The 21862-nt window shown below is 64.8% G+C and carries 21 protein-coding genes; 17 read left to right on the forward strand and 4 right to left on the reverse strand.

Annotated elements, in window-relative coordinates:
* The first annotated feature begins 18 nt into the window (after nucleotides 1–18).
* From HB681_RS15760 to HB681_RS15795, 8 genes are all read left to right on the forward strand, one after another.
* Nucleotides 19–789: an ABC transporter ATP-binding protein gene (locus HB681_RS15760; protein WP_256734957.1), complete on the forward strand. Its 771-nt coding sequence runs from the start codon at nucleotides 19–21 to the stop codon at nucleotides 787–789.
* A 13-nt stretch (nucleotides 790–802) separates the two neighbouring features.
* On the forward strand, nucleotides 803–1654 hold the full coding sequence (locus HB681_RS15765; RefSeq protein ID WP_213955797.1) for an ABC transporter permease: 852 nt from the start codon (nucleotides 803–805) through the stop codon (nucleotides 1652–1654).
* Between the two features lie 97 nt (nucleotides 1655–1751).
* Nucleotides 1752–3110, forward strand: coding sequence for an FAD-dependent oxidoreductase (locus HB681_RS15770; protein WP_275946411.1), 1359 nt, complete (start codon nucleotides 1752–1754; stop codon nucleotides 3108–3110).
* A complete protein-coding gene (locus HB681_RS15775; protein ID WP_256734959.1) occupies nucleotides 3110–4276 on the forward strand; it encodes a CoA transferase in 1167 nt (388 codons plus the stop codon). Before HB681_RS15770 ends, HB681_RS15775 begins: the two co-directional genes overlap by 1 nt.
* Nucleotides 4273–5091, forward strand: coding sequence for an enoyl-CoA hydratase-related protein (locus HB681_RS15780; RefSeq protein ID WP_345944687.1), 819 nt, complete (start codon nucleotides 4273–4275; stop codon nucleotides 5089–5091). The genes HB681_RS15775 and HB681_RS15780 overlap by 4 nt, the downstream gene beginning before the upstream one ends.
* 28 nt (nucleotides 5092–5119) lie before the next feature.
* A complete protein-coding gene (gene fdxA, locus HB681_RS15785; RefSeq protein ID WP_213955800.1) occupies nucleotides 5120–5455 on the forward strand; it encodes a ferredoxin in 336 nt (111 codons plus the stop codon).
* Between the two features lie 27 nt (nucleotides 5456–5482).
* Nucleotides 5483–6397: a LysR family transcriptional regulator gene (locus HB681_RS15790; RefSeq protein ID WP_213955801.1), complete on the forward strand. Its 915-nt coding sequence runs from the start codon at nucleotides 5483–5485 to the stop codon at nucleotides 6395–6397.
* A gap of 22 nt (nucleotides 6398–6419) precedes the next feature.
* Nucleotides 6420–7181: an SDR family NAD(P)-dependent oxidoreductase gene (locus HB681_RS15795; RefSeq protein WP_213955802.1), complete on the forward strand. Its 762-nt coding sequence runs from the start codon at nucleotides 6420–6422 to the stop codon at nucleotides 7179–7181.
* A 7-nt stretch (nucleotides 7182–7188) separates the two neighbouring features.
* Here HB681_RS15795 and HB681_RS15800 read toward each other — a convergent pair whose 3' ends face one another.
* From HB681_RS15800 to HB681_RS15810, 3 genes are all read right to left on the reverse strand, one after another.
* Nucleotides 7189–8487, reverse strand: coding sequence for an MATE family efflux transporter (locus HB681_RS15800; RefSeq protein ID WP_256354403.1), 1299 nt, complete (start codon nucleotides 8485–8487; stop codon nucleotides 7189–7191).
* 179 nt (nucleotides 8488–8666) lie between these two features.
* Nucleotides 8667–9233 carry a DUF2239 family protein gene (locus HB681_RS15805; protein WP_213955804.1) on the reverse strand — a complete coding sequence of 189 codons (567 nt, stop codon included), beginning with the start codon at nucleotides 9231–9233 and terminating at the stop codon, nucleotides 8667–8669.
* Nucleotides 9234–9346: 113 nt separating this feature from the next.
* Entirely contained in the window at nucleotides 9347–9862 is a 516-nt protein-coding gene (locus HB681_RS15810) for a hypothetical protein (protein ID WP_213955805.1), read from the reverse strand.
* Nucleotides 9863–9984: 122 nt separating this feature from the next.
* Between HB681_RS15810 and HB681_RS15815 the strand changes: the two genes are divergently transcribed.
* Nucleotides 9985–12354, forward strand: coding sequence for a Tex family protein (locus tag HB681_RS15815; RefSeq protein WP_213955806.1), 2370 nt, complete (start codon nucleotides 9985–9987; stop codon nucleotides 12352–12354).
* A gap of 58 nt (nucleotides 12355–12412) precedes the next feature.
* Nucleotides 12413–13483, forward strand: a complete 1071-nt coding sequence (locus HB681_RS15820; RefSeq protein ID WP_213955807.1) for a patatin-like phospholipase family protein — start codon at nucleotides 12413–12415, stop codon at nucleotides 13481–13483.
* 93 nt (nucleotides 13484–13576) lie between these two features.
* Here HB681_RS15820 and HB681_RS15825 read toward each other — a convergent pair whose 3' ends face one another.
* Nucleotides 13577–14869 carry an MFS transporter gene (locus HB681_RS15825; RefSeq protein ID WP_213955977.1) on the reverse strand — a complete coding sequence of 431 codons (1293 nt, stop codon included), beginning with the start codon at nucleotides 14867–14869 and terminating at the stop codon, nucleotides 13577–13579.
* Between the two features lie 200 nt (nucleotides 14870–15069).
* On the opposite strand from HB681_RS15825, the gene cyoA reads away from it, so the two are divergent.
* The 7 genes from cyoA to HB681_RS15860 are packed head-to-tail and all read left to right on the forward strand — an operon-like array spanning nucleotide 15070 to nucleotide 21858.
* Nucleotides 15070–16128, forward strand: a complete 1059-nt coding sequence (cyoA, locus tag HB681_RS15830) for a ubiquinol oxidase subunit II (RefSeq protein WP_213955808.1) — start codon at nucleotides 15070–15072, stop codon at nucleotides 16126–16128.
* A 19-nt stretch (nucleotides 16129–16147) separates the two neighbouring features.
* Nucleotides 16148–18139 (forward strand): cytochrome o ubiquinol oxidase subunit I, encoded by a 1992-nt coding sequence (gene cyoB / locus HB681_RS15835; protein ID WP_213955809.1) that lies wholly within the window; start codon nucleotides 16148–16150, stop codon nucleotides 18137–18139.
* Between the two features lies 1 nt (nucleotide 18140).
* Nucleotides 18141–18773 (forward strand): cytochrome o ubiquinol oxidase subunit III, encoded by a 633-nt coding sequence (gene cyoC / locus HB681_RS15840; RefSeq protein ID WP_213955810.1) that lies wholly within the window; start codon nucleotides 18141–18143, stop codon nucleotides 18771–18773.
* 52 nt (nucleotides 18774–18825) lie between these two features.
* On the forward strand, nucleotides 18826–19206 hold the full coding sequence (cyoD, locus tag HB681_RS15845) for a cytochrome o ubiquinol oxidase subunit IV (RefSeq protein ID WP_213955811.1): 381 nt from the start codon (nucleotides 18826–18828) through the stop codon (nucleotides 19204–19206).
* A complete protein-coding gene (locus HB681_RS15850; RefSeq protein WP_213955812.1) occupies nucleotides 19203–19952 on the forward strand; it encodes an SURF1 family protein in 750 nt (249 codons plus the stop codon). Before cyoD ends, HB681_RS15850 begins: the two co-directional genes overlap by 4 nt.
* Nucleotides 19953–20012: 60 nt before the next feature.
* Nucleotides 20013–21329 (forward strand): ATP-binding protein, encoded by a 1317-nt coding sequence (locus HB681_RS15855; protein WP_256734969.1) that lies wholly within the window; start codon nucleotides 20013–20015, stop codon nucleotides 21327–21329.
* Nucleotides 21319–21858, forward strand: coding sequence for a response regulator transcription factor (locus tag HB681_RS15860; RefSeq protein WP_213955813.1), 540 nt, complete (start codon nucleotides 21319–21321; stop codon nucleotides 21856–21858). The genes HB681_RS15855 and HB681_RS15860 overlap by 11 nt, the downstream gene beginning before the upstream one ends.
* The last annotated feature ends 4 nt before the right edge of the window (nucleotides 21859–21862 follow it).

Consider the following 21862-nt stretch of genomic DNA (forward strand, 5'->3'; position numbering starts at 1 on the left):
AAAGTCATGAACGCCGTCATGAACGCGACCCCCGCGATCAGCTGCCGCGACATCGGCATGCGCTTCTTCACCGAGCGCCGCGATGTCACCGCCATCAAGAGCCTCGATCTCGACGTGGCGCAGGGCGAATTCCTGACGCTGCTCGGGCCCTCGGGCTGCGGCAAGTCCACTTTCCTGCGTGTCGTGGCCGACCTGCTGGAACCCAGCCGCGGAAAGATCGAAGTGCTCTCGGGCACGCCGCAAGCCGCGCGGGAAAAGCGCGACATCGGCTTCGTGTTCCAGGACGCGGCGTTGCTGCCCTGGCGCACCGCCTTGCAGAACGTCGAACTGCCGTTGCAGGTGGGGAAGGGCGCGAGCCGCAAGGGCCGTCGCTCACCGCAGGAACTGCTCGAACTCGTCGGCCTCAAGGACCGCGCCAACGCGTGGCCGCATGAGATGTCCGGTGGCCAGCGCCAGCGCGTCTCCATTGCCCGCGCGTTGGCCAGCGATCCGAAGATCCTGCTCATGGACGAGCCTTTCGGCGCGCTCGACGAGATCACGCGCGACCGGCTCAACGAGGAAATCCGCAAGGTCTGGAAAGACACCGGCGTGACCATCCTCTTCGTGACGCACAGCATCCACGAGGCCGCCTTCCTCGGCCAGCGCGTGCTGATGCTGGCCGCCAACCCGGGCCGGGTGCGCGAGATCGTGCCCGTCAACCTGCCGGAAGACCGCACCCTCGACATCCGCGAGACGCCTGAATTCGTCCAGCTCACGGCGCACCTGCGCCGGGTGCTGGAAACCTGCTGAAAAGGCCATTGCCATGACAACCAGTTCCCTGGAGCCGCCAGTGGCCGTGATGCCCCAGACGCCCGTCGACGCCGAATACCTCAAGTGGGCGGCAGCGCGTCGCCGCCGCATGTGGCGCCGCCGCATCCTGCCGGCGCTCGGCATCGGCGGCTTGCTCGCCCTGTGGTGGGCCGTGATCACGATCTTCGAGGTCAAGCCCTTCATCGCGCCGTCCCCCTGGGCGGTGGTCGAGACGCTCTACGCCAAGCGCGCGGTGCTGCTCGACAACCTGATCCCCACGGCGCTCGAAGCGGCCGGCGGCTTTCTGCTGGGCAACCTGGCGGCGATCATCATCGCGACCATCTTTGTCCACAACAAGACGCTGCAGGACATCTTCTTCCCGGTCGTGCTGATGTTCAACGCCATCCCGCTGGTGGCCAAGGCCCCGGTGCTGGTGCTGATCATGGGCAACGGCATGGAGCCGAAGATCACGATCGCCGCGCTGGTCTGCTTCTTCCCGACGCTGGTCAACATGGTGCGCGGGCTGGAATCGGTGAACCCGCAAGCGATGGAATTGATGCGCGTGCTGTCGGCCAGCAAGATGGAAATCTTCTTCCGTCTTCGCCTGCTGAACGCGCTGCCGTACCTGTTCTCGGCGCTGCGCATCGCGGCTTCGATGAGCGTGATCGGCGCGGTCGTGGGTGAATGGGTGGGTGCCACGGTCGGCATCGGCGCGATGATTTTGCAAGCCACCTTCAACTTCGACTCGCCACTGCTCTATGCCGCGATCGTGATGAGCGCGACGCTGTCCGGACTGTTCTTCCTGCTGGTCACGGTGGCCGAGCGCTTGATCATCCGCTGGCATCCCGAAGACACATCGCACTGAACCCCGGTGCATAACGGGCGGCAGCCACTCGATACACGAGCTGCCGCCCACCTCGACATATCAACTGGAGATTTCTATGAGCCGTATTGGTGATTGGATGCAAGAGCCTGCCCACGACATTCGCGTGGCAGCCGAATCGGATGTGGTCGTCGTCGGCGGTGGCCCCGCTGGCCAGGCCGCGGCACTGGCCGCTGCGCGCAACGGCGCGAGCGTCACGCTGCTGGAGCGCTACAACCACCTGGGCGGCCTCGCATCGGGCGGCATGGTGCTGGTGCTCGACGACATGTGGGACAGTCACCAGCAGGAGATCTCGGTGCGCGGCATCTGCATGGAGATGATCGAGCGCATGGCCTCGCGCGGCCTGGCCGAATACCCGAGGCAGCAGGACTGGGGCACGCTGCCCGAATCCGTGCGCCGCTGGAAGCGCTGGGGCACCTTCGACTTCCACAGCAAGGAAAAGCCGCACCCCATCTGCTTCGCCGCCGCCTTCGACCCCGACGCGTTCAAGCGCGCGTCGCTGGAGATGGTGCAACAGGCCGGCATCAACCTGCGCCTGCACTCGTGGTTCTCGCGCACGCTGGTGGAAGACGGCAAGGTCAAGGGCGTGGTCTGCGAATCCAAGAGCGGGCGTGAAGCGATCCTCGGCAAGGTGGTGATCGACACCACGGGCGACCTCGACGTCGCCGCATCGGCCGGCGCGCCGCACATCAGCGGCGCCTACATCGTCACGACGGTGTTCCGCCTCGGCGGCGTCGACACCGACGAAGCCGAGCGCTTCGAGAACGAAGAGCCGGCCGCGTTCCAGGCCATCGACCGCGAAGTCAAGCACCTGCTCGGCGGTGCCTGGGACAGCTGGTGGCTCAAGACGCCGCTGCCCGGCGTCGTGTGGTGCAACTGCCCGCACATGGCCGGCCTCGACGGCCTGAAGGTGGCCGACCTGACCCGCGCCGAAGTGCAGGGCCGCAACACCATCCACAAGGTGATCGAGTTCATTCGCGGCAAGCTGCCGGGCTTCAGGAACTGCTTCCTGGTCGACTTGGCGCCGCAGACCGGCATCCGCCAGACGCGCCTGCTCGAAGGCGAGTACGTCATGTCGAAGGAAGACGTGGCCCAGCGCACGCGCTTCGAAGACAGCGTGGCCCGCGGCCGCGATTACTACTACCCGTACCGCACGCTGGTGCCGCGCAGCGTCGACAACCTGCTGGTCGCAGGCCGTCACTACTCGTCGACGTCCGCCGCGCAGAAGATCTCGCGCGAGATCCCGCCATGCATGGCCATGGGCGAAGCGGCCGGCGTGGCCGCGGCGCAATCGCTCGACGCCGGCGTGCTGGTGCGCAACGTCGACATCGCCAAGCTGCAGCGCACGCTGCGCGCCCAAGGCGCCGACCCCGGCGACCAGAAGGGCCCGAATGCCGATGTGCCCGAGATTGCCCGTTCCTTTGCGGAGGCCGTATGATGTCGAACCAACCAACCCTGCCGCTCGACGGCGTTCGCGTGATCGACTTCACGCAAGTGATGATGGGCCCCGTCTGCACGCAGATGCTGGCCGACCACGGCGCCGACGTGATCAAGGTCGAGCGCAAGGGGGCGGGCGACCTGAGCCGCTCGACCTTCGCGCCGGTCGCCGGCCATGACAACCCGATCTTCTGCAGCCTGAACCGCAACAAGCGCAGCGTCGAGATCGACCTGCGCGATCCGGCGCAAGTCGATCTGGTCAAGGCCTTGATCGCCGATGCCGACGTGGTCACCAACAACTTCCGCGCCGGCGTGATGGAGCGCCTGGGCTTGGGCTACGAGGACTGCAAGCGCCTCAACCCGCGCATCATCTACGCGGTCGGCACCGGCTTCGGCGAGACCGGCCCCTACGCCCACAAGGGCGGCCAGGACGTGCTCGCGCAAGCGCTCACCGGCGTGATGGCGCGCCGCGCCGACGATTCGATCCCGGTCTCGATCTACCCGACCGCGCTGGCCGACTACACCGCCGGCATGCACATGGTGCAGGGCATCCTGTTCGCGCTGTTGCAGCGCGAGCGCACTGGCGAAGGGCAGAAGATTTCCGTGTCGCTTTTCAACTCGATGCTGGCCATGCAGATGCAGGAGGCCGCGATGATCATGATGGAGGACTCGGAGGTCAACTGGGCCGCGATGCCGCTGTCCGGCACCTTCGAGACGCAGAACGGGCCGCTCGTGCTGGTCGGCGCCTTCAAGCAGCATCCGCTGCGCGACATCTGCACCGCGCTGCAGATCGACGACCTGTCGCAGGACCCGCGCTTCGCCGACCTGCCGGCGCAGTTCCAGCACAAGGCCGAACTGCACGCGATCTTCAGGGAGCGCTTCGCCAGCAACACGCGTGAATACTGGCTGGGTCGCCTGGAAGAGCAAGACCTGCTGTCGGCACCGGTGCGCGACATGCGCGAGGCCCTGGTCGACCCGCAGACGCTGCACAACAAGATGATCATGGAAGACAGCACGCTGTCGGACCGGACACTGAAATTCATCGCCAGCCCGATCCAGATGTCCGGCGCGGCGACTGGCATCCTGCGCGAACCGCCGCGGCTCGGGCAGCACACGGAAGAAGTGCTGGCAGAGGCACGCGCATTGATCGAGGTGGTGACGCTGTGAGCGCCGTACACGCCATGCCGAGCGAGCGCGTTGCATCGACCAGCGTTCGCTACGAGGTCGCGAACAACGTCGCCACCGTCACCATCGACCGCCCAGACGTGCTCAACGCGGTCGACCTCCCGACCGAGGCAGAGCTCATCCGCATCTGGGAAGACATCGAGAAGCGCAACGACATCCGCGTCGTGGTGCTGACCGGCACCGGCGAGCGTTCCTTCTGCGCTGGCGCGGACCTGAAGAACACGTCCAACCTCAAGGGCGTCGAGTACTGGGCGGCATCGCGGCCGGGCGGCTTCGGCGGCATCGCGCTGCGCGAGACGCTCAACGTGCCGGTGATCGCCAAGGTCAACGGCTTCGCGCTGGGTGGCGGCTTTGAAATGGTGCTGGGCTGCGACCTGGTCGTGGCTTGCGAGGAAGCGAGCTTCGGCCTGCCCGAGCCGCTCGTCGGCCGCCTGCCGCTCGATGGCGGCATGTTGCTGCTGCAGCGCCAGATTCCCTACCGCCAGGCGATGGGCATGATGCTGACCGGCCAGCGCATCAAGGCCGCGCGCGCCCTCGAAATGGGGCTGATCAACGAGGTCGTGCCGCGCTCGGAACTCGATGCGGCCGTCGACCGCTGGGTGCAGCAGCTGCTGGCCTGCGCGCCGCTGTCCTTGCGCGCCATCAAGCAGGTGGTGCGCCAGACCGGCCAGATGTCGCCGTCGCAGGCGCACGGCATGCGGCTGCCGGAGCTAGTCGCGGCACTGCGGTCCGAAGATTCCAACGAGGGCGTGCTGGCCTTCCAGCAGAAGCGCAAGCCACAGTGGCTGGGCCGCTGAGCCGAGCAAAGCCAAGAGGGTCCATGTCATGGCACACGTCATCACCACGGCCTGCATCGATTGCAAGGACGGCGCCTGCATCCCGTGCTGCCCCGTCGATTGCATCTACGAAGGCGCCCGCACTCTGTACATTCACCCCGATGAATGCATCGATTGCGGCGTTTGCGTGTCGGCCTGCCCGGTGCAGGCCATCTACGAGGAATATCGGTTGCCGCCCGAACTGGCCCATTTCACGGCGATCAACCGGGAGTTCTTCGACAAGGACGTCAGCGGGCTGGGCTCGCCGGGTGGCGCAGAAGGAGGGCGTGTCGCCTGCGACCACCCCGCCATCGCACGTGAAATCCCGATCGCCAAGGCCGCATGAAGGAGCAACTTCGAGGAGTGCAGCCTGATGCATGCCAGCGTCCTGAAGTACTTCATCGAGGTGGCGAGTTGCGGCTCGGTGCGCAAGGCATCGGAACGGCTCTTCGTGGCGGCCAGCGCGGTCAACCGGCAGATCCACAAGCTGGAAGACGAACTGGGCGTCGAGTTGTTCGACCGCCTGCCGACCGGCCTGCGCCTCAACCCTGCGGGCGAGCGATTGCTCAAGCATGCGCAGGAAACCCTGCACCAGTTCCAGGTGATGCGCACCGAGCTCGACGCGCTCAAGGGCGAACGCACCGGGCATGTGAAGGTCGCGGCGATGGACTCCTTCTTCGAGGAGATGCTGCCGTCAGCGGTCGAGGAGTTCCTCCAGATCTTTCCGGCCGTCACATACACCATCACGTCGATCCAGCCGATGGAGGTAGCGCAACTGGTCATGACGGGGCAGGCCGACGTGGGGCTGGCCTTCGTGGGCCGGATGCCGGGCGGCGTCAAGGTGATGAGCAATGCGAGGCTGCCCATCGGCATCGTGATGCCGCCCGGCCACCCGCTGGCAAGCCATGCCAGCCTGAGCCTGAAGGACTGCGCCAACTATCCCTTCCTGCGATCCAGCTCGCATCCCGTGCTGAGTGCGGCGCTGTCGCCCGAATTTGCCGCCTTCTGGGACGACATGGAACCAGCCGCCACCTGCAATTCGACGCCACTGCTCAAGCGCCTGATCATGGGCGGCAAGGGCATCTCCTGTTTCTCGAAGATCGCTTTCATCGAGGAACTGAAGCGCGGCGAACTGCTGTGGCGGCCCTTCGAACTGCCGGCGCTCAACGACTTGCAAGTCGGCATCCTGGTGCCGACGCAGCGCGTGCTTCCGCATGTCACGCAAAACTTTGTCGGGCGCATGGCCCGGCGTCTTTCTCAACTCGAAGCCACGGCCGCTGCGCTGTGAACACAAGAAAACCTGAAGCCCCATGAACGATCTGAAGAACAAGGCCGTCCTCATCACCGGCGCCAGCACCGGCATCGGCGCCGCCGTGGCGCGTGGACTGGGTCAGGCTGGCGCGCGCGTCGCCGTGCACTACCGCGGCAGCCGCAGTCAGGCCGAGGCGGTCGCACGCGACATCGACGCGGCCGGCGGCCAGGCATTGCTGGTGCAAGCCGACGTCACCGATTCCGCGTCGGTGGATCGCATGGTGGACCAGGTTCGCCAAAGCTTCGGCGGCATCGACATCCTCATCAACAACGCCGGCGGCTTCATCAAGCGCTCGCCCATCGTCGACGCGGACGACGACTACATCGATCAGGTGTTTCGCCTCAATGCGCGCTCGGTGGTCGCGGTCAGCCGCCGCGTGATCCCGCTGATGGCGGCCAACGGCGGCGGCAGCATCATCAACGTCACGACGCAGGCGGCGCGCACCGGCGGCGGGCCGGGCGCCGGGCTGTACGCCGCCTGCAAGGGTTTCGTCTCGACCATCACGCGCACGATGGCCAAGGAACTGGTGAAGGACAAGATCCGCGTCAATGCCGTGGCGCCGGGCGTCATCGAGACGCCGTTCCACGACGGCCATTCCAGCCCCGAGGTGTTGAAGAACTTTGCCAACGCCATCCCGATGGGCCGGCTCGGCACGGCGCAGGAATGCGTCGGCGCCTTCTTCTACCTGGCGAGCGAATCGGCCAGCGGCTATGTGACCGGACAGGTCATCGAGGTCAATGGCGGGCAGGTGATGCCCTGACCGCGCTTCACACCAAGCGCTTGAACGTCTTCTTCCGCCACACCAGCCGGTAGTAGGCAGTCTGCAGCACCAGCATCGCCACGAACGCGGCCGGGTACGCGACCCAGATGCCGTTCAGCCCGATGCGGTGGCTCATGAACACGGCCACCGGCACCTCGACCAGCACGATGCAGAAGATCGCGATGCCGGTCGGCACCAGCACCGAGCCGCTGGCCCGCATGATCCCCGAGAGCACCGAGGCCATGCCGAAGACGATGCTGCCCCACAGCATGATGTGCAGCAGCGTCTGGGCCACTTCGATCACCGGTTCGCTGGTGATGAACAAGGCCATCAGGTGGCGCGAGAACAGGTAGCCGACCAGCACCAGCGAGCCCGTCAGCACCAGGTTCATCAGCAGGCCGGTGCGCGCGATGGCGCCGAGCTTGTCGGAGCGACCGGCGCCGATCGCCTGCGCACCGAGGATCGACGAGGTGATCGCGATCGAGATGGCCGGGAACTGCACGTAGGCCACGATCTGGTTCACTGCGCCGTACGCGGCCGTGGCATTGGAGCCATAGGCGTTGACCAACGAGAGCAGGGCGACTTCTGCCAGCGAGATCACGATCATCTGCACACCGGTCGGCACGCCGACCTTCAAGACGGTCTTCAACACCCTCGGGTTGATGCGCATGTGTCGCGCAAACTCCGCGTCGGGCGCCAGCGGACTCTTTTTCGAGCGGAGGCGGAACGCCAGCCACACCGTCGACACGACGAAGGAGACCACGGTGGCCGCTGCGCCGCTGGCCACGCCGAGCCTTGGCAGTCCGCCCCAGCCGAGGATGAGCGCCGGTGTCAGCACCAGGCCGATGCAGGTCGATACCAGCAGCGTGAAGAGCGGCGTCACCGTGTCGCCCACGCCGCGCAGCATGGCTGTCGACAAGAGGAACACGAACAGCCCCGGCATCGCGATCAACATGATGCGGGCATAGCGCGTGGCCTCGGGCAGGATGTCCGCCGGCGTGCCGAGCGCCTCCAGCAAGTGGGTCGTGAAGGCGCCGCCGAACACGGCGATGACCAGACCGAAGGCGATCCCCACCGACAAGGTGGTGCCGGCCACGGTCTTGACCTTGTCGGTGTCGCGCGCGCCCCAGGCCTGGCCGATCAGCACCGACGCTCCCGCGCCCAGGCCGATGGTGAAGGCGATGAAGAAGAACATCACCGGGAAGAAGCTCGACACCGCCGCCATGGCGCCGACGCCGATCAGCTGGCCGACGTAGATGTTGTTGAGCGTGCCCGACAGCGACTGCAGGATGTTGCTGAGCAGCATCGGCGCGAGGAAGGCCGCGAAGATCTTCCAGAGCGGCTTGCCCTCGACGTAGCCGCGTCCTCGCGCCGATGCGACAGGTGGCGACACGGGCGCGGGCACCGGATCGGCCACGGCGGCGGGTGGCGCCGCGATCTCACCGGCGATGCGCACGTCTTCCGGCTCCAGTTCGTCGCGCCGGTTCATGCGACCACCCAGGCATTCGCCGACAGGCGCGCAAGGTGGGCCTTGACGTCCTGGGGCCAGCCAGCCACAAGCCCTTCGAAGCGGACCTGCTCGCCGGCAAACAGCGCACGGCTAGCTTCCTCGAAATCAGGCAGATGACCCGCGATGGCGCTCATGAATCGGTACGCGGTTTCGCGGGAGGCGCGCACCGTGTCGCGCTCGGCGTTGACCTTGCGCGCGTCTTCCACCAGCTTGCGCAGCGCGACCGAGGCGCCGCCTGGCTGGCGATTGAGCCAGTCCCAATGACGGGGAAGCAGCGTGACCTCGCGGGCCACGACACCCAGCTTCGGTCGGCCGACGGTACGCGTCGGTGGCTCCGGGGCGGTCGCATGGGGGAGCGCGTCGTCGCGAAGGTCGAGATCGATCGGCTCGCCGGTGGTGTCGTCGAAGACGAACAGCGGCTGGGAGTCGGTGCGGGATCGCAGTTGCGCGATGACCTCGGCGCGCGGACCTGCCGCAATGCGGTGGAATCCCGCGAAAACGGTCAAGGAGTCTGGAGGGGTGTCAGTGTCAACATGTGGCATTCCAGCATTCTATCCGGGCAAAATTCAATATTCGCATATTACCCGGATAAAAAATATTCAGCGCACCGTGCCCGCTGTGGCAGCCACCGTCAGCTACCAATTTGATAGCAGACTTACTCGGCACGCTGCCGCAAGGCACGCCACCGACGCCGCATGTCAACCCTGAACGCGCGGACGGCGCGCCACGGCGCACTCTGGCGGACATGCGACAAGACGCGGTCTTTCCATGCCTTCCATCGCGGATACCAGGTGGCGAAAACCGGTATTTCCATCAACGCCGGCAAGGTGAGCTGGAACAGGCGCGCGACGATGGCCGTGCCTGCGATCTTGGCGCCGATCAGCAAGGCAAACCCGGTGGTGAAGTGACCCTCGCCAAAGAGGTAAAGGGCCATCAGCTTGACCGGAAACAGCACAGCCATCGGCACGACAAGCACCACCAGCGCGCCCCACGGCGGCAAAGCGCTGACCTTGCGCTCCAGCCGGGCCCACTGCGGCAGCCGGCCAAGTTGGGCCGCCAGTGCCGCCAGCGGTCCCCAGCCCCATTCCTCGAACAGCAACACAGGTACCAGCAACGCCGTGACGATGCCGCGCAGCAGGATGCGCAGTCGTGGACGGAGAGGGGCGTTCATCGAGGGCAGCATAGCCCTGTTGCGCTGTGGATTACCGTCCAGGACGACCGTGGACCCTGTGGCAAACTTCGCCGCTTTATTCGCGCCGCCCTCGGCGGCGCTGCCGGAGACACGGTTCAGACATGCAGAAAATCATTCGCCAGCTGGCTGCGGAGATCAAGGTCGGCGAGCACCAAGTCAAGGCCGCCGTCGATCTGCTCGACAGCGGCGCCACGGTTCCCTTCATCGCCCGCTACCGCAAGGAGGCCACCGACGGCCTCGACGACATCCAGTTGCGCGAGCTCGAAGCCCGCCTCAGCTACCTGCGCGAACTCGAAGACCGCCGCGCCGCGGTGCTCAAGAGCATCGAGGAGCAAGGCAAGCTCACGCCCGAACTGCGCTCGGCCATCGAATTCGCACCCACCAAGCAGGAACTGGAAGACCTCTACCTGCCCTTCAAGCCGAAACGCCGCACCAAGGGCCAGATGGCGCGCGAGGCCGGCATCGAACCACTGGCCGAAAAGCTCTTTGCCAACCCCACGCTCAACCCGCAGGAAGAAGCGGCTGCCTTCGTCAAGCCGGCCGCAGACGGGCTCGATTTCTCCACGGTGCAACTGGTGCTGGACGGCGTGCGCGACATCCTTTCGGAGCGCTGGGCCGAAGACGCTGCGCTCGTGCAGTCGCTGCGCCAATGGCTTTGGAGCGAAGGCCTTTTCAAGTCCAGCCTGATGGCAGGCAAGGACGAGAACAATGCAGATGTATCGAAGTTCCGCGACTACTTCGACTACGACGAGCCCATCGGCCGCGTGCCCTCGCACCGCGCGCTGGCCGTGTTCCGTGGCCGTACGTTGGAGATCCTCGACGCCAAGCTGGTGCTGCCTGTGGAACCCGAGCCGGGCAAGCCGTCGATCGCCGAAGGCAAGATCGCGCTGCACCTCGGATGGAGCCATGCGGGCCGCGCCGCCGATGACCTGATCCGCAAGGCGGTCGCCTGGACCTGGCGGGTCAAGCTGTCGCTCTCGACGGAGCGCGACCTGTTCACCCGGCTGCGTGAAGAGGCCGAGAAGGTCGCGATCAAGGTCTTCGCCGATAACCTGCGCGACTTGCTGCTGGCCGCGCCGGCAGGTCCGCGCGTCGTGCTGGGGCTGGACCCCGGCATTCGCACCGGTGTGAAAGTCGCCGTGGTCGATGCGACCGGCAAGCTGGTCGAAACGGCCACCGTGTTCCCGCACGAGCCACGCAAGGACTGGGAAGGCTCGTTGCACACGCTCGGCAAGCTCTGTGCAAAGCATGGCGTGAACCTCATCGCCATCGGCAACGGCACCGCCAGCCGCGAGACCGACAAGCTGGCCGCAGACCTTATCAAGCTGCTCGGAAAGATGGCCACGCAAGCCGGCGCACCAGCCCTGGCCATCGACAAGGTCGTCGTCAGCGAAGCCGGCGCCTCGGTCTATTCGGCAAGCGAGTTCGCGTCGCAGGAGATGCCCGATGTCGATGTGAGCCTGCGCGGCGCCGCGAGCATTGCGCGCCGCCTGCAGGACCCGCTGGCCGAACTCGTGAAGATCGACCCGAAGAGCATCGGCGTCGGCCAATACCAGCACGACGTGAACCAGAGCGAACTCACGCGCACGTTGCATGCGGTGGTGGAAGACTGCGTGAATTCCGTCGGCGTGGACCTCAACACCGCCAGCGTGCCGCTGCTGAGCCGCGTGTCGGGTCTTTCGGCCAGCGTGGCCAAGGCCGTGGTGCGCTGGCGCGAGGCCAACGGCGCCTTTTCGACGCGCAAGCAGTTGCTGGAAGTGACCGGCTTCGGTCCCAAGGCTTTCGAGCAGAGCGCCGGCTTCCTGCGCGTGCGTGGCGGCAGCAATCCGCTCGACATCACCGGCGTGCACCCCGAGACCTATCCGCTGGTCGAGCAGATCATGGTCAAGACCGGCAAGCCGATCACCGAGCTGATGGGCCGCGCCGAGATGCTCAAGTCGCTGAAGCCCGAGCTGTTCGCCAACGAGAAGTTCGGCGTCATCACGGTCAAGGACATCCTCGGCGAACTCGAGAAGCCCGGCCGCGACCCGCGCCCGGACTTCAAGGTCGCCCGCTTCAACGACGGCGTTGAAGACATCAAGGATCTGGTCGAAGGCATGGTGCTCGAGGGCACGGTCAGCAACGTCGCGCAGTTTGGCGCCTTCATCGACCTGGGCGTGCACCAGGACGGCCTCGTCCATGTGAGCCAGCTCTCCCACAAGTTCGTCAACGATGCACGCGAGGTCGTGAAGACCGGCGATATCGTCAAGGTCAAGGTGATGGAAGTCGACGTGGCGCGCAAGCGCATCGGCCTGTCGATGAAGCTCGACGCCGCGCCCAAGTCCCGCGATGGCCGAGACGGTCCGCGCGACAACCGCTTCGAAGGCGCCGGCCGCGGCCAGCAGCAACACGGTTCGCGCCGCGACAACACGCCGCAGCCCTCCAGCCAGATGGCCAATGCCTTCGCCAAGCTGCAGGGGTTGCGCAAGTAGGCTGCCGGGTGCCTGTCTTGATGCTTGTGGGCGCACGGATTTTGCTTGATTTCCCGGCATGAAAGCGCTGCGTATTCATGCCGGCCCCCTCGCACGCGAGCACATCGCGCGGCACGGCATGCTGCCTCAACATGTGCGCACGATCCCCGGCGCGGCAGGCGGGCCGAAGGGCCTGATCCTGGGGCCGCTCGACCGCTTCACATTCGGCGAATGGCTGCCCCGCTCGACACAGCCGGTCGACCTGGTGGGCGCCTCCATCGGCGCCTGGCGCCTGGCCAATGCGTGCCTCGACGACCCGGTTGCCGCCTTCGAGCAGTTCGAACACGGCTACATCCACCAGCACTTCGACGTGCCCGAGGGGCAGAAGCGCATGACCGCGCAACAGGTGAGCCGCCAGTTCGGCAATGACTTGCGCGGCTTCTTCGCGGGCCGCGTGGCCGAAGTCACGCACCATTCGCGCTACAGGCTGCACGTCATCACGTCGCGCGGTCGCCACATCCTCGGTCGCGAAGGTCGCGCGCGAACGCCGGTGGGATACCTCGGCGCGTTCGTCACCAACAGCGTGCATCGGCGCAGCCTCGGCGCATGGCTGGAACGCGTGGTGTTCTCCAGCCCCGGTGCAACGCTGCCCTTTGCCACGCGCGACTTCCGAACGCGCCAGGTGCCGCTGGACGACGCCAACTTCGCGCCGGCACTTCAGGCCTCGTGTTCCATTCCCTTCATGCTCGAAGCCGTGCATGACATCCCTGGCGCGCCCCCCGGGGCCTATTGGGACGGCGGCATCACCGACTACCACCTGCACCTGAACTACAGCAATGCCGAGGGCATCGTGCTGTATCCGCACTTCCAGAAGGCGGTGGTGCCAGGTTGGCTCGACAAGGGCCTGAAGTGGCGGCACAAGTCGACACACTTTCTCGACCGCATGGTGTTGCTCGCGCCCGACGCGGACTGGGTCAGGAGGCTGCCGAACGGCAAGTTGCCCGACCGCAATGACTTCCTGCGCTACGGCAACGACGTACAGGGCAGGGTGCTGGCCTGGCGCAAGGCCGCGGCCGAGGCGCACCGGCTTGCGGACGAATGGCAGGAGTGGCTCGCGCGGCCCGACCTGGCCGAGGTCGGCGCGCTGTAGCGGTTTCCAGGTCGAGGCGGCTCGGCAGCTCGCCTTGACACTTCGCCTGACCCCTCGGGCGGCGGCCCGGGCCTGGGCCCGGAAAGAGTCTGCTCAATCCTTGTTGAGTGAGCGATTGATGCGCAGCGCCAACAGCGTGCCGATCACACCGGACAGCAGGTAGCCACTCAGGGCAACCAGGCCAAAGCGGGACGACAGTCCAATTGCGACAAGCGGCGCGAATGCCGCCCCGATCAGCCATGCCATGTCAGACGTCAGGGCTGCACCCGTGTAGCGGTACTTGGGTTCGAGATTGCCGGTCGCGGCGCCCGCGGACTGGCCATAGGACAGGCCCAGCAGAGCGAATCCGACCAGGATGAAGATGTTCTGGTGGATGATCTGGCCGCCAAGCATCAGGGGAGAGAGCGCAGCGAAGATGCCGATCAATACGGCCATCGTGCCGAGCGTGTTGCGGCGGCCGATGCGGTCGGCAATCCAGCCTGAAGCCATCACGCCGAAGAAGGCCAGCACGCCGCCACAGATTTGCACGATCAGGATGTCGTCGATGGCCTGGGAAGAATGCACGATCAGCCAGGACAGCGGGAACACCGTCACGAGGTGGAACAGCGCATAGCTGGCCAGCGCGGCGAAGGCACCGATAACGATACTGCCACCGCTGGTGTCCAGAAGCTCGCTGACGTTCTCGACCGGGTGCAACTGGTACTTGTCGAGCAGCCTTTCATAGTCGTCGGTCACCACGATCCGCAGGCGTGCGAACAGGGCCACCACGTTGATCGTGAAGGCGACGTAGAACGGATAGCGCCAGCCCCATTCCATGAAGTCGGCACTGGTCAGCTCGGAATAGAGATACAGGAACAGGCCCGCTGCGATGACGAAGCCGATGGGCGCGCCGAGTTGCGGGATCATGGCGTACCAGCCATGGCGCTTGGGCGGCGCATTGAGGGCCAGCAGCGACGGCAGGCCGTCCCACGAGCCACCCAGGCCGAAACCCTGGAAGCATCGCAGGATCGACAGCAGCACGATCGACCAGGGTCCGACGCTTTCGTAGCCCGGCAGGAAGGCGATGCCCGCTGTCGCGAAGCCGAGCATGAAGAGCGCCGCCGTCAGTTTGACGCCACGGCCCCAGCGTCGCTGGATGTCGAAGAAGACGATCGTCCCGATCGGCCGCGCAATGAACGCGAGGGCGAACACGACGAAGGAATACAGCGTGCCTTCCAGCGGTTCCTCGAACGGGAAGAAAACGCCCGGAAACACCAGCACCGAGGCGATGCCGTAGACGAAATAATCGAAGTATTCCGAGGCCCGGCCGACGATCACCCCGACGGCGATTTCGCTCGGAGCAACGCCGGAATGCCCGGCATTGAGGTTGCTCACGTCGTGCTCCATGCCACGGGGCGACAAGTCATTTTGTTGTTGGCTGATGCTGGACATCGTGCTCGCTTGTGATTAGGGTGTGGTCACTCAAATACGGAGGGTCGCATTGCTTGATAAATCTTGCCATAGGACAAAACGTCCAATGCCCTTCGCGCGCCATTGGACTTAGATTCTGCGCGTTCTGGCCCACGCTTACCACCCTTCCGCACGGCATGCCTTCAATCAAGTACCTTCGTGGTCTCCTTCTGCTCCCGGCCGGCGCCTTGCTGGCCGGTTGCGACTGGGTGACGATGAGCCCTTCAGGCGACATCGCACTGCAGCAACGAGACCTCATCATCGCTTCGACCGTGTTGATGCTGCTGATCATCATCCCGGTGATCGTGCTGACGCTGGTCTTCGCATGGCGCTACCGTGCGTCCAACAAGGATGCCGACTACCAGCCGGACTGGGATCACTCCTCCCAGCTCGAACTGCTGATCTGGGCAGCCCCGCTGCTGATCATCATCGCGCTCGGCGCCATCACCTGGATCAGCACGCACACGCTCGACCCCTACCGCGAACTCAAGCGCCTCGACAAGAAGCGCGGCATCGCGCCCAACCTCACGCCACTGGTTGTCGAAGTGGTCGCGCTCGACTGGAAGTGGCTGTTCATCTATCCGGAGCAAGGCATCGCCACTGTGAATGAGGTGGCGGCGCCCGTCGATCGGCCCATCCAGTTCAAGATCACAGCTTCCTCGGTCATGAATTCGTTCTACATTCCGGCGCTGGCTGGCCAGATCTACGCCATGCCCGGCATGGAAACCAAGCTTCATGCCGTCATCAACAAGCCGGGCGAATTCGAAGGCTTCTCCGCGAATTTCAGCGGCGCCGGCTTCTCGCACATGAAATTCAAGTTCCATGGCCTGGCTGCGGATGGCTTCGATGGCTGGGTGCAGAAGATCAAGGACGGCGGTGGCGGCGCGCTCGACAGGCCGGGCTACCTCCAGCTCGAAAAGCCCAGCGAGGCCGTGCCGGTGAAGCGCTACGCGACCGTGGCGCCGGACCTCTATGAGGCCATCCTCAATCGCTGCGTCGAAGCCGGCAAGATGTGCATCAAGGACATGGTGGCCATCGACCAGGGCGGCGGACTCGGCAAGCCAAGTGCCTTCAACCTGACCTCGGAACCGGCCGTGCCCGGCGGAAAGCCAGCTCGCACTTTCGTCGCCGCCATGTGCAGCATCAACGATCCGACAGATCCCGTCGTGTCGACCGCATCTCCCCGCTCCAACTGATCAGGCGTCCGCAATCCTTATGGATCTCACCAAGCTCATCTTCGGCCGACTGACGCTGGAGGCCATCCCTTACCACGAACCCATCCTGCTCGCGACCTTTGCGGCCGTCGTTCTGGGCGGCGTCGTCGTGCTGGGCGCGCTGACCTATTTCAAGCTCTGGGGCTACCTCTGGCGCGAATGGTTCACCAGCATCGATCACAAGAAGATCGGTGTCATGTACGTCATCCTCGGCATCGTGATGCTGCTGCGCGGCTTCGCCGACGCCGTCATGATGCGCTTGCAGCAGGCCATCGCGTTCAACGGCAATGAAGGCTACCTGCCCCCCCATCATTACGACCAGATCTTCACGGCGCACGGCGTCATCATGATCTTCTTCGTGGCCATGCCGCTGGTCACGGGCCTCATGAATTTCGTGGTGCCGCTGCAGATCGGCGCACGCGACGTGGCATTCCCATTCCTCAACAACTTCAGCTTCTGGATGACCGTCACGGGCGCCGTGCTGGTGATGGCGTCGCTGTTCGTCGGCGAGTTCGCACGTACCGGCTGGCTGGCCTATCCGCCGCTGTCGGGGCTTGCGTACAGTCCTGATGTCGGGGTCGACTACTACATATGGTCATTGCAGCTGGCGGGGATAGGAACGCTTCTATCGGGCGTCAACCTGGTCGTGACCATCCTGAAGATGCGCGCACCGGGCATGGGCCTCATGAAGATGCCGGTCTTCACCTGGACCGCGCTGTGCACCAATGTGCTGATCGTCGCCGCATTCCCGGTGCTCACCGCCGTGCTTGCGCTGCTCTCGCTGGATCGCTACCTGGGCTTCAACTTCTTCACCAACGACCTTGGCGGCAACGCCATGATGTACGTGAACCTGATCTGGATCTGGGGCCACCCCGAGGTCTACATCCTGGTCCTGCCGGTGTTCGGCGTGTTCTCCGAAGTCGTCTCGACCTTCTCGGGCAAGAAGCTGTTCGGCTATTCGTCGATGGTCTATGCCACGGTCGTGATCACGATCCTCTCGTACCTCGTGTGGCTGCACCACTTCTTCACGATGGGGTCGGGCGCCAGCGTGAATTCGTTCTTCGGCATCACGACCATGATCATCTCGATCCCGACCGGGGCGAAGATCTTCAACTGGCTTTTCACCATGTACCGCGGCCGCATCCGCTACGAGGTGCCGATGCTGTGGACCATCGGGTTCATGGTCACCTTCGTCATCGGCGGCATGACGGGTGTGCTGCTGGCGGTGCCGCCGGCCGACTTCGTGCTGCACAACAGCCTGTTCCTGATCGCGCACTTCCACAACGTGATCATCGGCGGCGTGCTGTTCGGCCTGATGGCGGGCATCACCTTCTGGTTCCCCAAGGCGTTCGGCTTCAAGCTCGATCCGTTCTGGGGCAAGTGCTCGTTCTGGTTCTGGCTGATCGGCTTCTACTTCGCGTTCATGCCGCTCTATGCGCTGGGCCTGATGGGCGTGACGCGGCGCCTGAGCCGCTTCGAAGACCCGTCGCTGCAGATCTGGTTCCAGGTCGCGGCCTTCGGCGCCTTCCTGATCGCCATCGGCATCGCCTGTTTCCTCATCCAGCTTGTCGTGAGTTTCATGCGTCGCGAACAGCTGCGCGACACGACGGGCGATCCGTGGAATGGCCGCACGCTCGAATGGTCGACATCGTCGCCGCCGCCTGCCTACAACTTCGCCTTCACGCCCGTGATCCACGACAACGACGCGTGGTATGACATGAAGCAGCGTGGCTATGTGCGGCCGTTGGAAGGATTCATCCCTATCCACATGCCGAAGAACACCGGCGCCGGGGTGATCCTGGCTGCGCTCAGCATCGTGTTCGGATTTGCAATGATCTGGCACATGTGGCTCATTGCAGGCGTCGCGTTCTTCGCGTTGTTCGTCACGGTGATCGTCCATACCTTCAACTACAAGCGCGACTACCACGTCGGCGTCGAAGAGGTCGTCCGGACCGAAGCCGCCCGCACCCGCATGCTCGCCAGCACTACCTGACATGACCGCATCTTCTTCAATCGCCAACGCGACGGCGTCCGGTGACGTGAGCTTCTACCTCAGGGAGGAGCACCACGTCGAGAACGGCACGATGCTGGGGTTCTGGATCTACCTGATGAGCGACTGTCTCATCTTCGCGGTCCTGTTCGCGACCTACGGCGTGCTCGGCCGCAGTTATGCCGCCGGCCCCACAGGCGCCGACTTGTTCGAGTTGCCGCTGGTGGCGCTCAATACCTCGATGCTGCTGTTCTCCTCGATCACCTATGGCTTCGCCATCCTCGAGATGCAGAAGAACAATGTGGCTTCGATGCAACGATGGTTGTTCGTCACCGGACTCTTCGGTGCGGCCTTCCTCGGCATCGAACTGTATGAGTTCGCCCACCTGATCCATGAAGGCGCCGGGCCGCATCGCAGCGCATTCCTGTCGTCCTTCTTCACGCTGGTGGGCACGCACGGGCTCCACGTGACCTGCGGGATCATCTGGCTGGTGACGCTGATGGTGCAGGTCGGAAAGCACGGCCTCATCGAAGCGAACAAGCGCCGCCTGTTGTGCCTGTCGATGTTCTGGCACTTTCTGGACGTGGTCTGGATCGGTGTCTTCACTTTTGTCTATCTGATGGGGTCGTTGCCATGAGCGGCGCGCCCAAGCAAGCTCGCACCGCAGTGCGCTGCACGGAGATTTCACGATGAGCGCCCACGATCACGCCCACGACGACCACGGACACGGCGGTGGTGCACCGCACAGCACGCTCAGCGGCTACCTCAAGGGCTTCTTCCTGTCGGTGATCCTGACCGCGATACCGTTCTGGCTCGTCATGGGCAAGGTATTCGACAAGCAGAGCACCACGATCCTCGTGATCCTGGCGTTCGGCATTGTGCAGATCTTCGTGCACATGATCTATTTCCTGCACATGAATACGAAGGTCGAAGGTGGCTGGTCGATGACCGCGCTGGCCTTCACGTTGATCCTCGTCGTCATCACGTTGACCGGTTCGATCTGGGTGATGTTCCACCTGAACCACAACATGATGCCGATGTCAGCGCATGAAATGAAGAACATGCCTTGAGGGGTGGAGCGCGGGCGGCTGCCGCCGCCGTTGCAGTTCTTCTTCTTGCAGGATTCATCGCGCTCGGGACTTGGCAGGTCGAGCGCAGGGCTTGGAAGCTCGATCTCATTGAACGGGTCGACCAGCGCGTGCATGCACCCGCAGTCGCTGCGCCGGGACCGGCGAGTTGGCCGGAGGTCAGCGCGGCGCGCGACGAATACCGGCACGTGCGTGTGACCGGTGTTTTTCTTCATGATCGCGAGGCATTGGTCCAGGCCGTGACCACGCTGGGAAGCGGCTTCTGGGTGCTGACGCCGCTGCGCCAGCCCGATGGCCGCGTGGTGTTTGTCAACCGCGGTTTCGTTCCTCCAGAAGCACGGCAGCGCGCGACACGAAATGGGTCGGAGCCCGCAGGCGAGACGACCGTCACCGGCTTGCTGCGGCTGACCGAGCCGAAGGGCGGGTTCCTGCGCAGCAATGACGCGGCGAGCGGTCGCTGGTACTCGCGCGACGTGCAAGCCATGGCCGCCGCCAGGGGGCTGGCCGAAGTCGCGCCGTATTTCATCGACGCGGATGCGACGCCTTCCACGGGGGAGCGCGAATGGCCCGCGGGCGGGCTTACCGTCGTCACCTTCCAGAACAACCACCTGGTCTACGCGCTGACCTGGTACACGCTGGCGCTGATGGTGGTCGCCGCCGCGTGGCGCTTCTTGCGACAGGGGCCCGAGGGCCGGGCCGACCCCGGCTCGCCATCCGTGGGGGATTGAGTCGAGATGGCACGACGCAAGCCGAAGCGGATGGTGGCAAAGCGGCGGCAAGATAGCGGGATGGGAACCCAGTCCATCACCATTGACGCCGCGGGCGTAGTCAACGTCACCGGCCACAAGAACATGCTGCAGCTGATCCAGCTTCGCTGGATCGCCGTGGTCGGGCAGTTCTTCACCATCGGGGTTGTTCACTTCGGCTTCGATATCCCGCTGCCCATCGAGACGATGCTGGGTGTGCTGGCCGCATTGGCGGTGTTCAACATCGCGAGCACGGTGCGTTGGCGCAGCCCGAAGGAGGTGACGAACCGGCGCCTTTTCGTCGCGTTGCTGGTCGACGTAGCCACGCTCACTGCGCAGCTGTACCTGAGTGGCGGCGCTTCCAACCCCTTCGTCTTCCTGTACCTGTTGCAGGTCAACCTGGGGGCGGTGCTGCTGAGTCCCCGCGCGACCTGGACATTGGTGGGGGTCACCATCGCCTGCTTTGGCGGGCTGGCCCTGTTCGGCAGGCCTCTGGCCCTGCCGCTCGACCAAGCCGGCGGACTTTCGAGCCCCTATGTCCAAGGCATGCTGATCTGCTTCGCCCTCGATGGCGCGTTGCTGGTGATCTTCATCACCCGCATCGGGGGCAATCTGCGCGAACGCGATGCGCGCCTGGCGAGTTTGCGACAACGCGCGGCCGAAGAGGAACATGTGGTGCGCATGGGCTTGCTGGCCTCCGGCGCGGCGCACGAACTCGGAACGCCCCTTGCCACGCTGGCCGTGATCCTGGGCGACTGGCGCCGCATGAGTCCGTTCTTGGCCGATCATGAGTTGCTCCAGGAACTCGCGGAGATGCAGGCCCAGGTGCAACGCTGCAAGACCATCGTGACCGGCATCCTGCTGTCCGCGGGTGAGGCGCGGGGCGAATCGTCGGTCAAGACAACGGTGTGCACCTTCCTCGACGAACTGATTGCGGAATGGCGCAACACACGTTCGGTGCAATGGTTCACCTACGACAATCGCTTCACCGATGATCTGCCGATGGTGTCGGACTCGACCGTGAAGCAGATGATCTGCAATGTGTTGGACAATGCGCTCGAGGCGTCGCCGCACTGGTGTTGTCTCGAAGCCACCCGCGCGCGGGGCGCGCTGGTCATCATGGTGACCGACACCGGCCCCGGATTCGCCCCGGAGATGCTGGCACAGTTTGGCAAGCCCTATCAATCCAGCAAAGGTCGGCCCGGCGGTGGCCTTGGCTTGTTTCTGTCGCTGAACGTGGCACGGACGCTCGGCGGCAGCGTCCACGCACACAATCGGGCGGTCGGCGGGGCGGTTGTCACGATCTCCTTGCCGCTCGCCGCCATTACGCTTGAGGAAGACAATTTCAATGAAGGCTGACGAACGCCTGTTGCTCATCGTGGAGGACGATGCGGCTTTCGCCCGGACGCTCGGCCGCTCGTTCGAGCGCCGCGGCTACCTGGTGGTCCTTGCATCCAGTCTCGAAGAGGTCGAGCTTCTGTTGCGGACCTGTTCGCCGGGCTTTGCGGTGGTCGACCTGAAGCTGAACGGCCAGGCCTCCGGGCTGGCCTGCGTGCAGGCGCTGCATGCGCGGGACCCGGACACGCTGATCGTGGTGCTGACCGGCTTCGCGAGCATCGCGACAGCGGTCGAGGCGATCAAGCTCGGCGCCTGCCACTACCTCGCCAAGCCGTCGAACACGGACGACATCGAGGCCGCGTTCGGTCGTTCCATGGGCGACGTGCAGGTGGCGCTGACCAATCGTTCGTCATCGATCAAGACGCTCGAATGGGAGCGGATTCACGAGACGCTGGCGGATACCGGCTTCAACATTTCGGAAACCGCGCGCCGGCTGGGCATGCACCGCAGGACCCTGGCGCGCAAGCTGGGCAAGCAGCAGGTCAAGTAGGGCG

This window comes from Variovorax sp. dw_954 (assembly GCF_018449755.1).
Taxonomy (GTDB): Bacteria; Pseudomonadota; Gammaproteobacteria; order Burkholderiales; family Burkholderiaceae_C; genus Variovorax.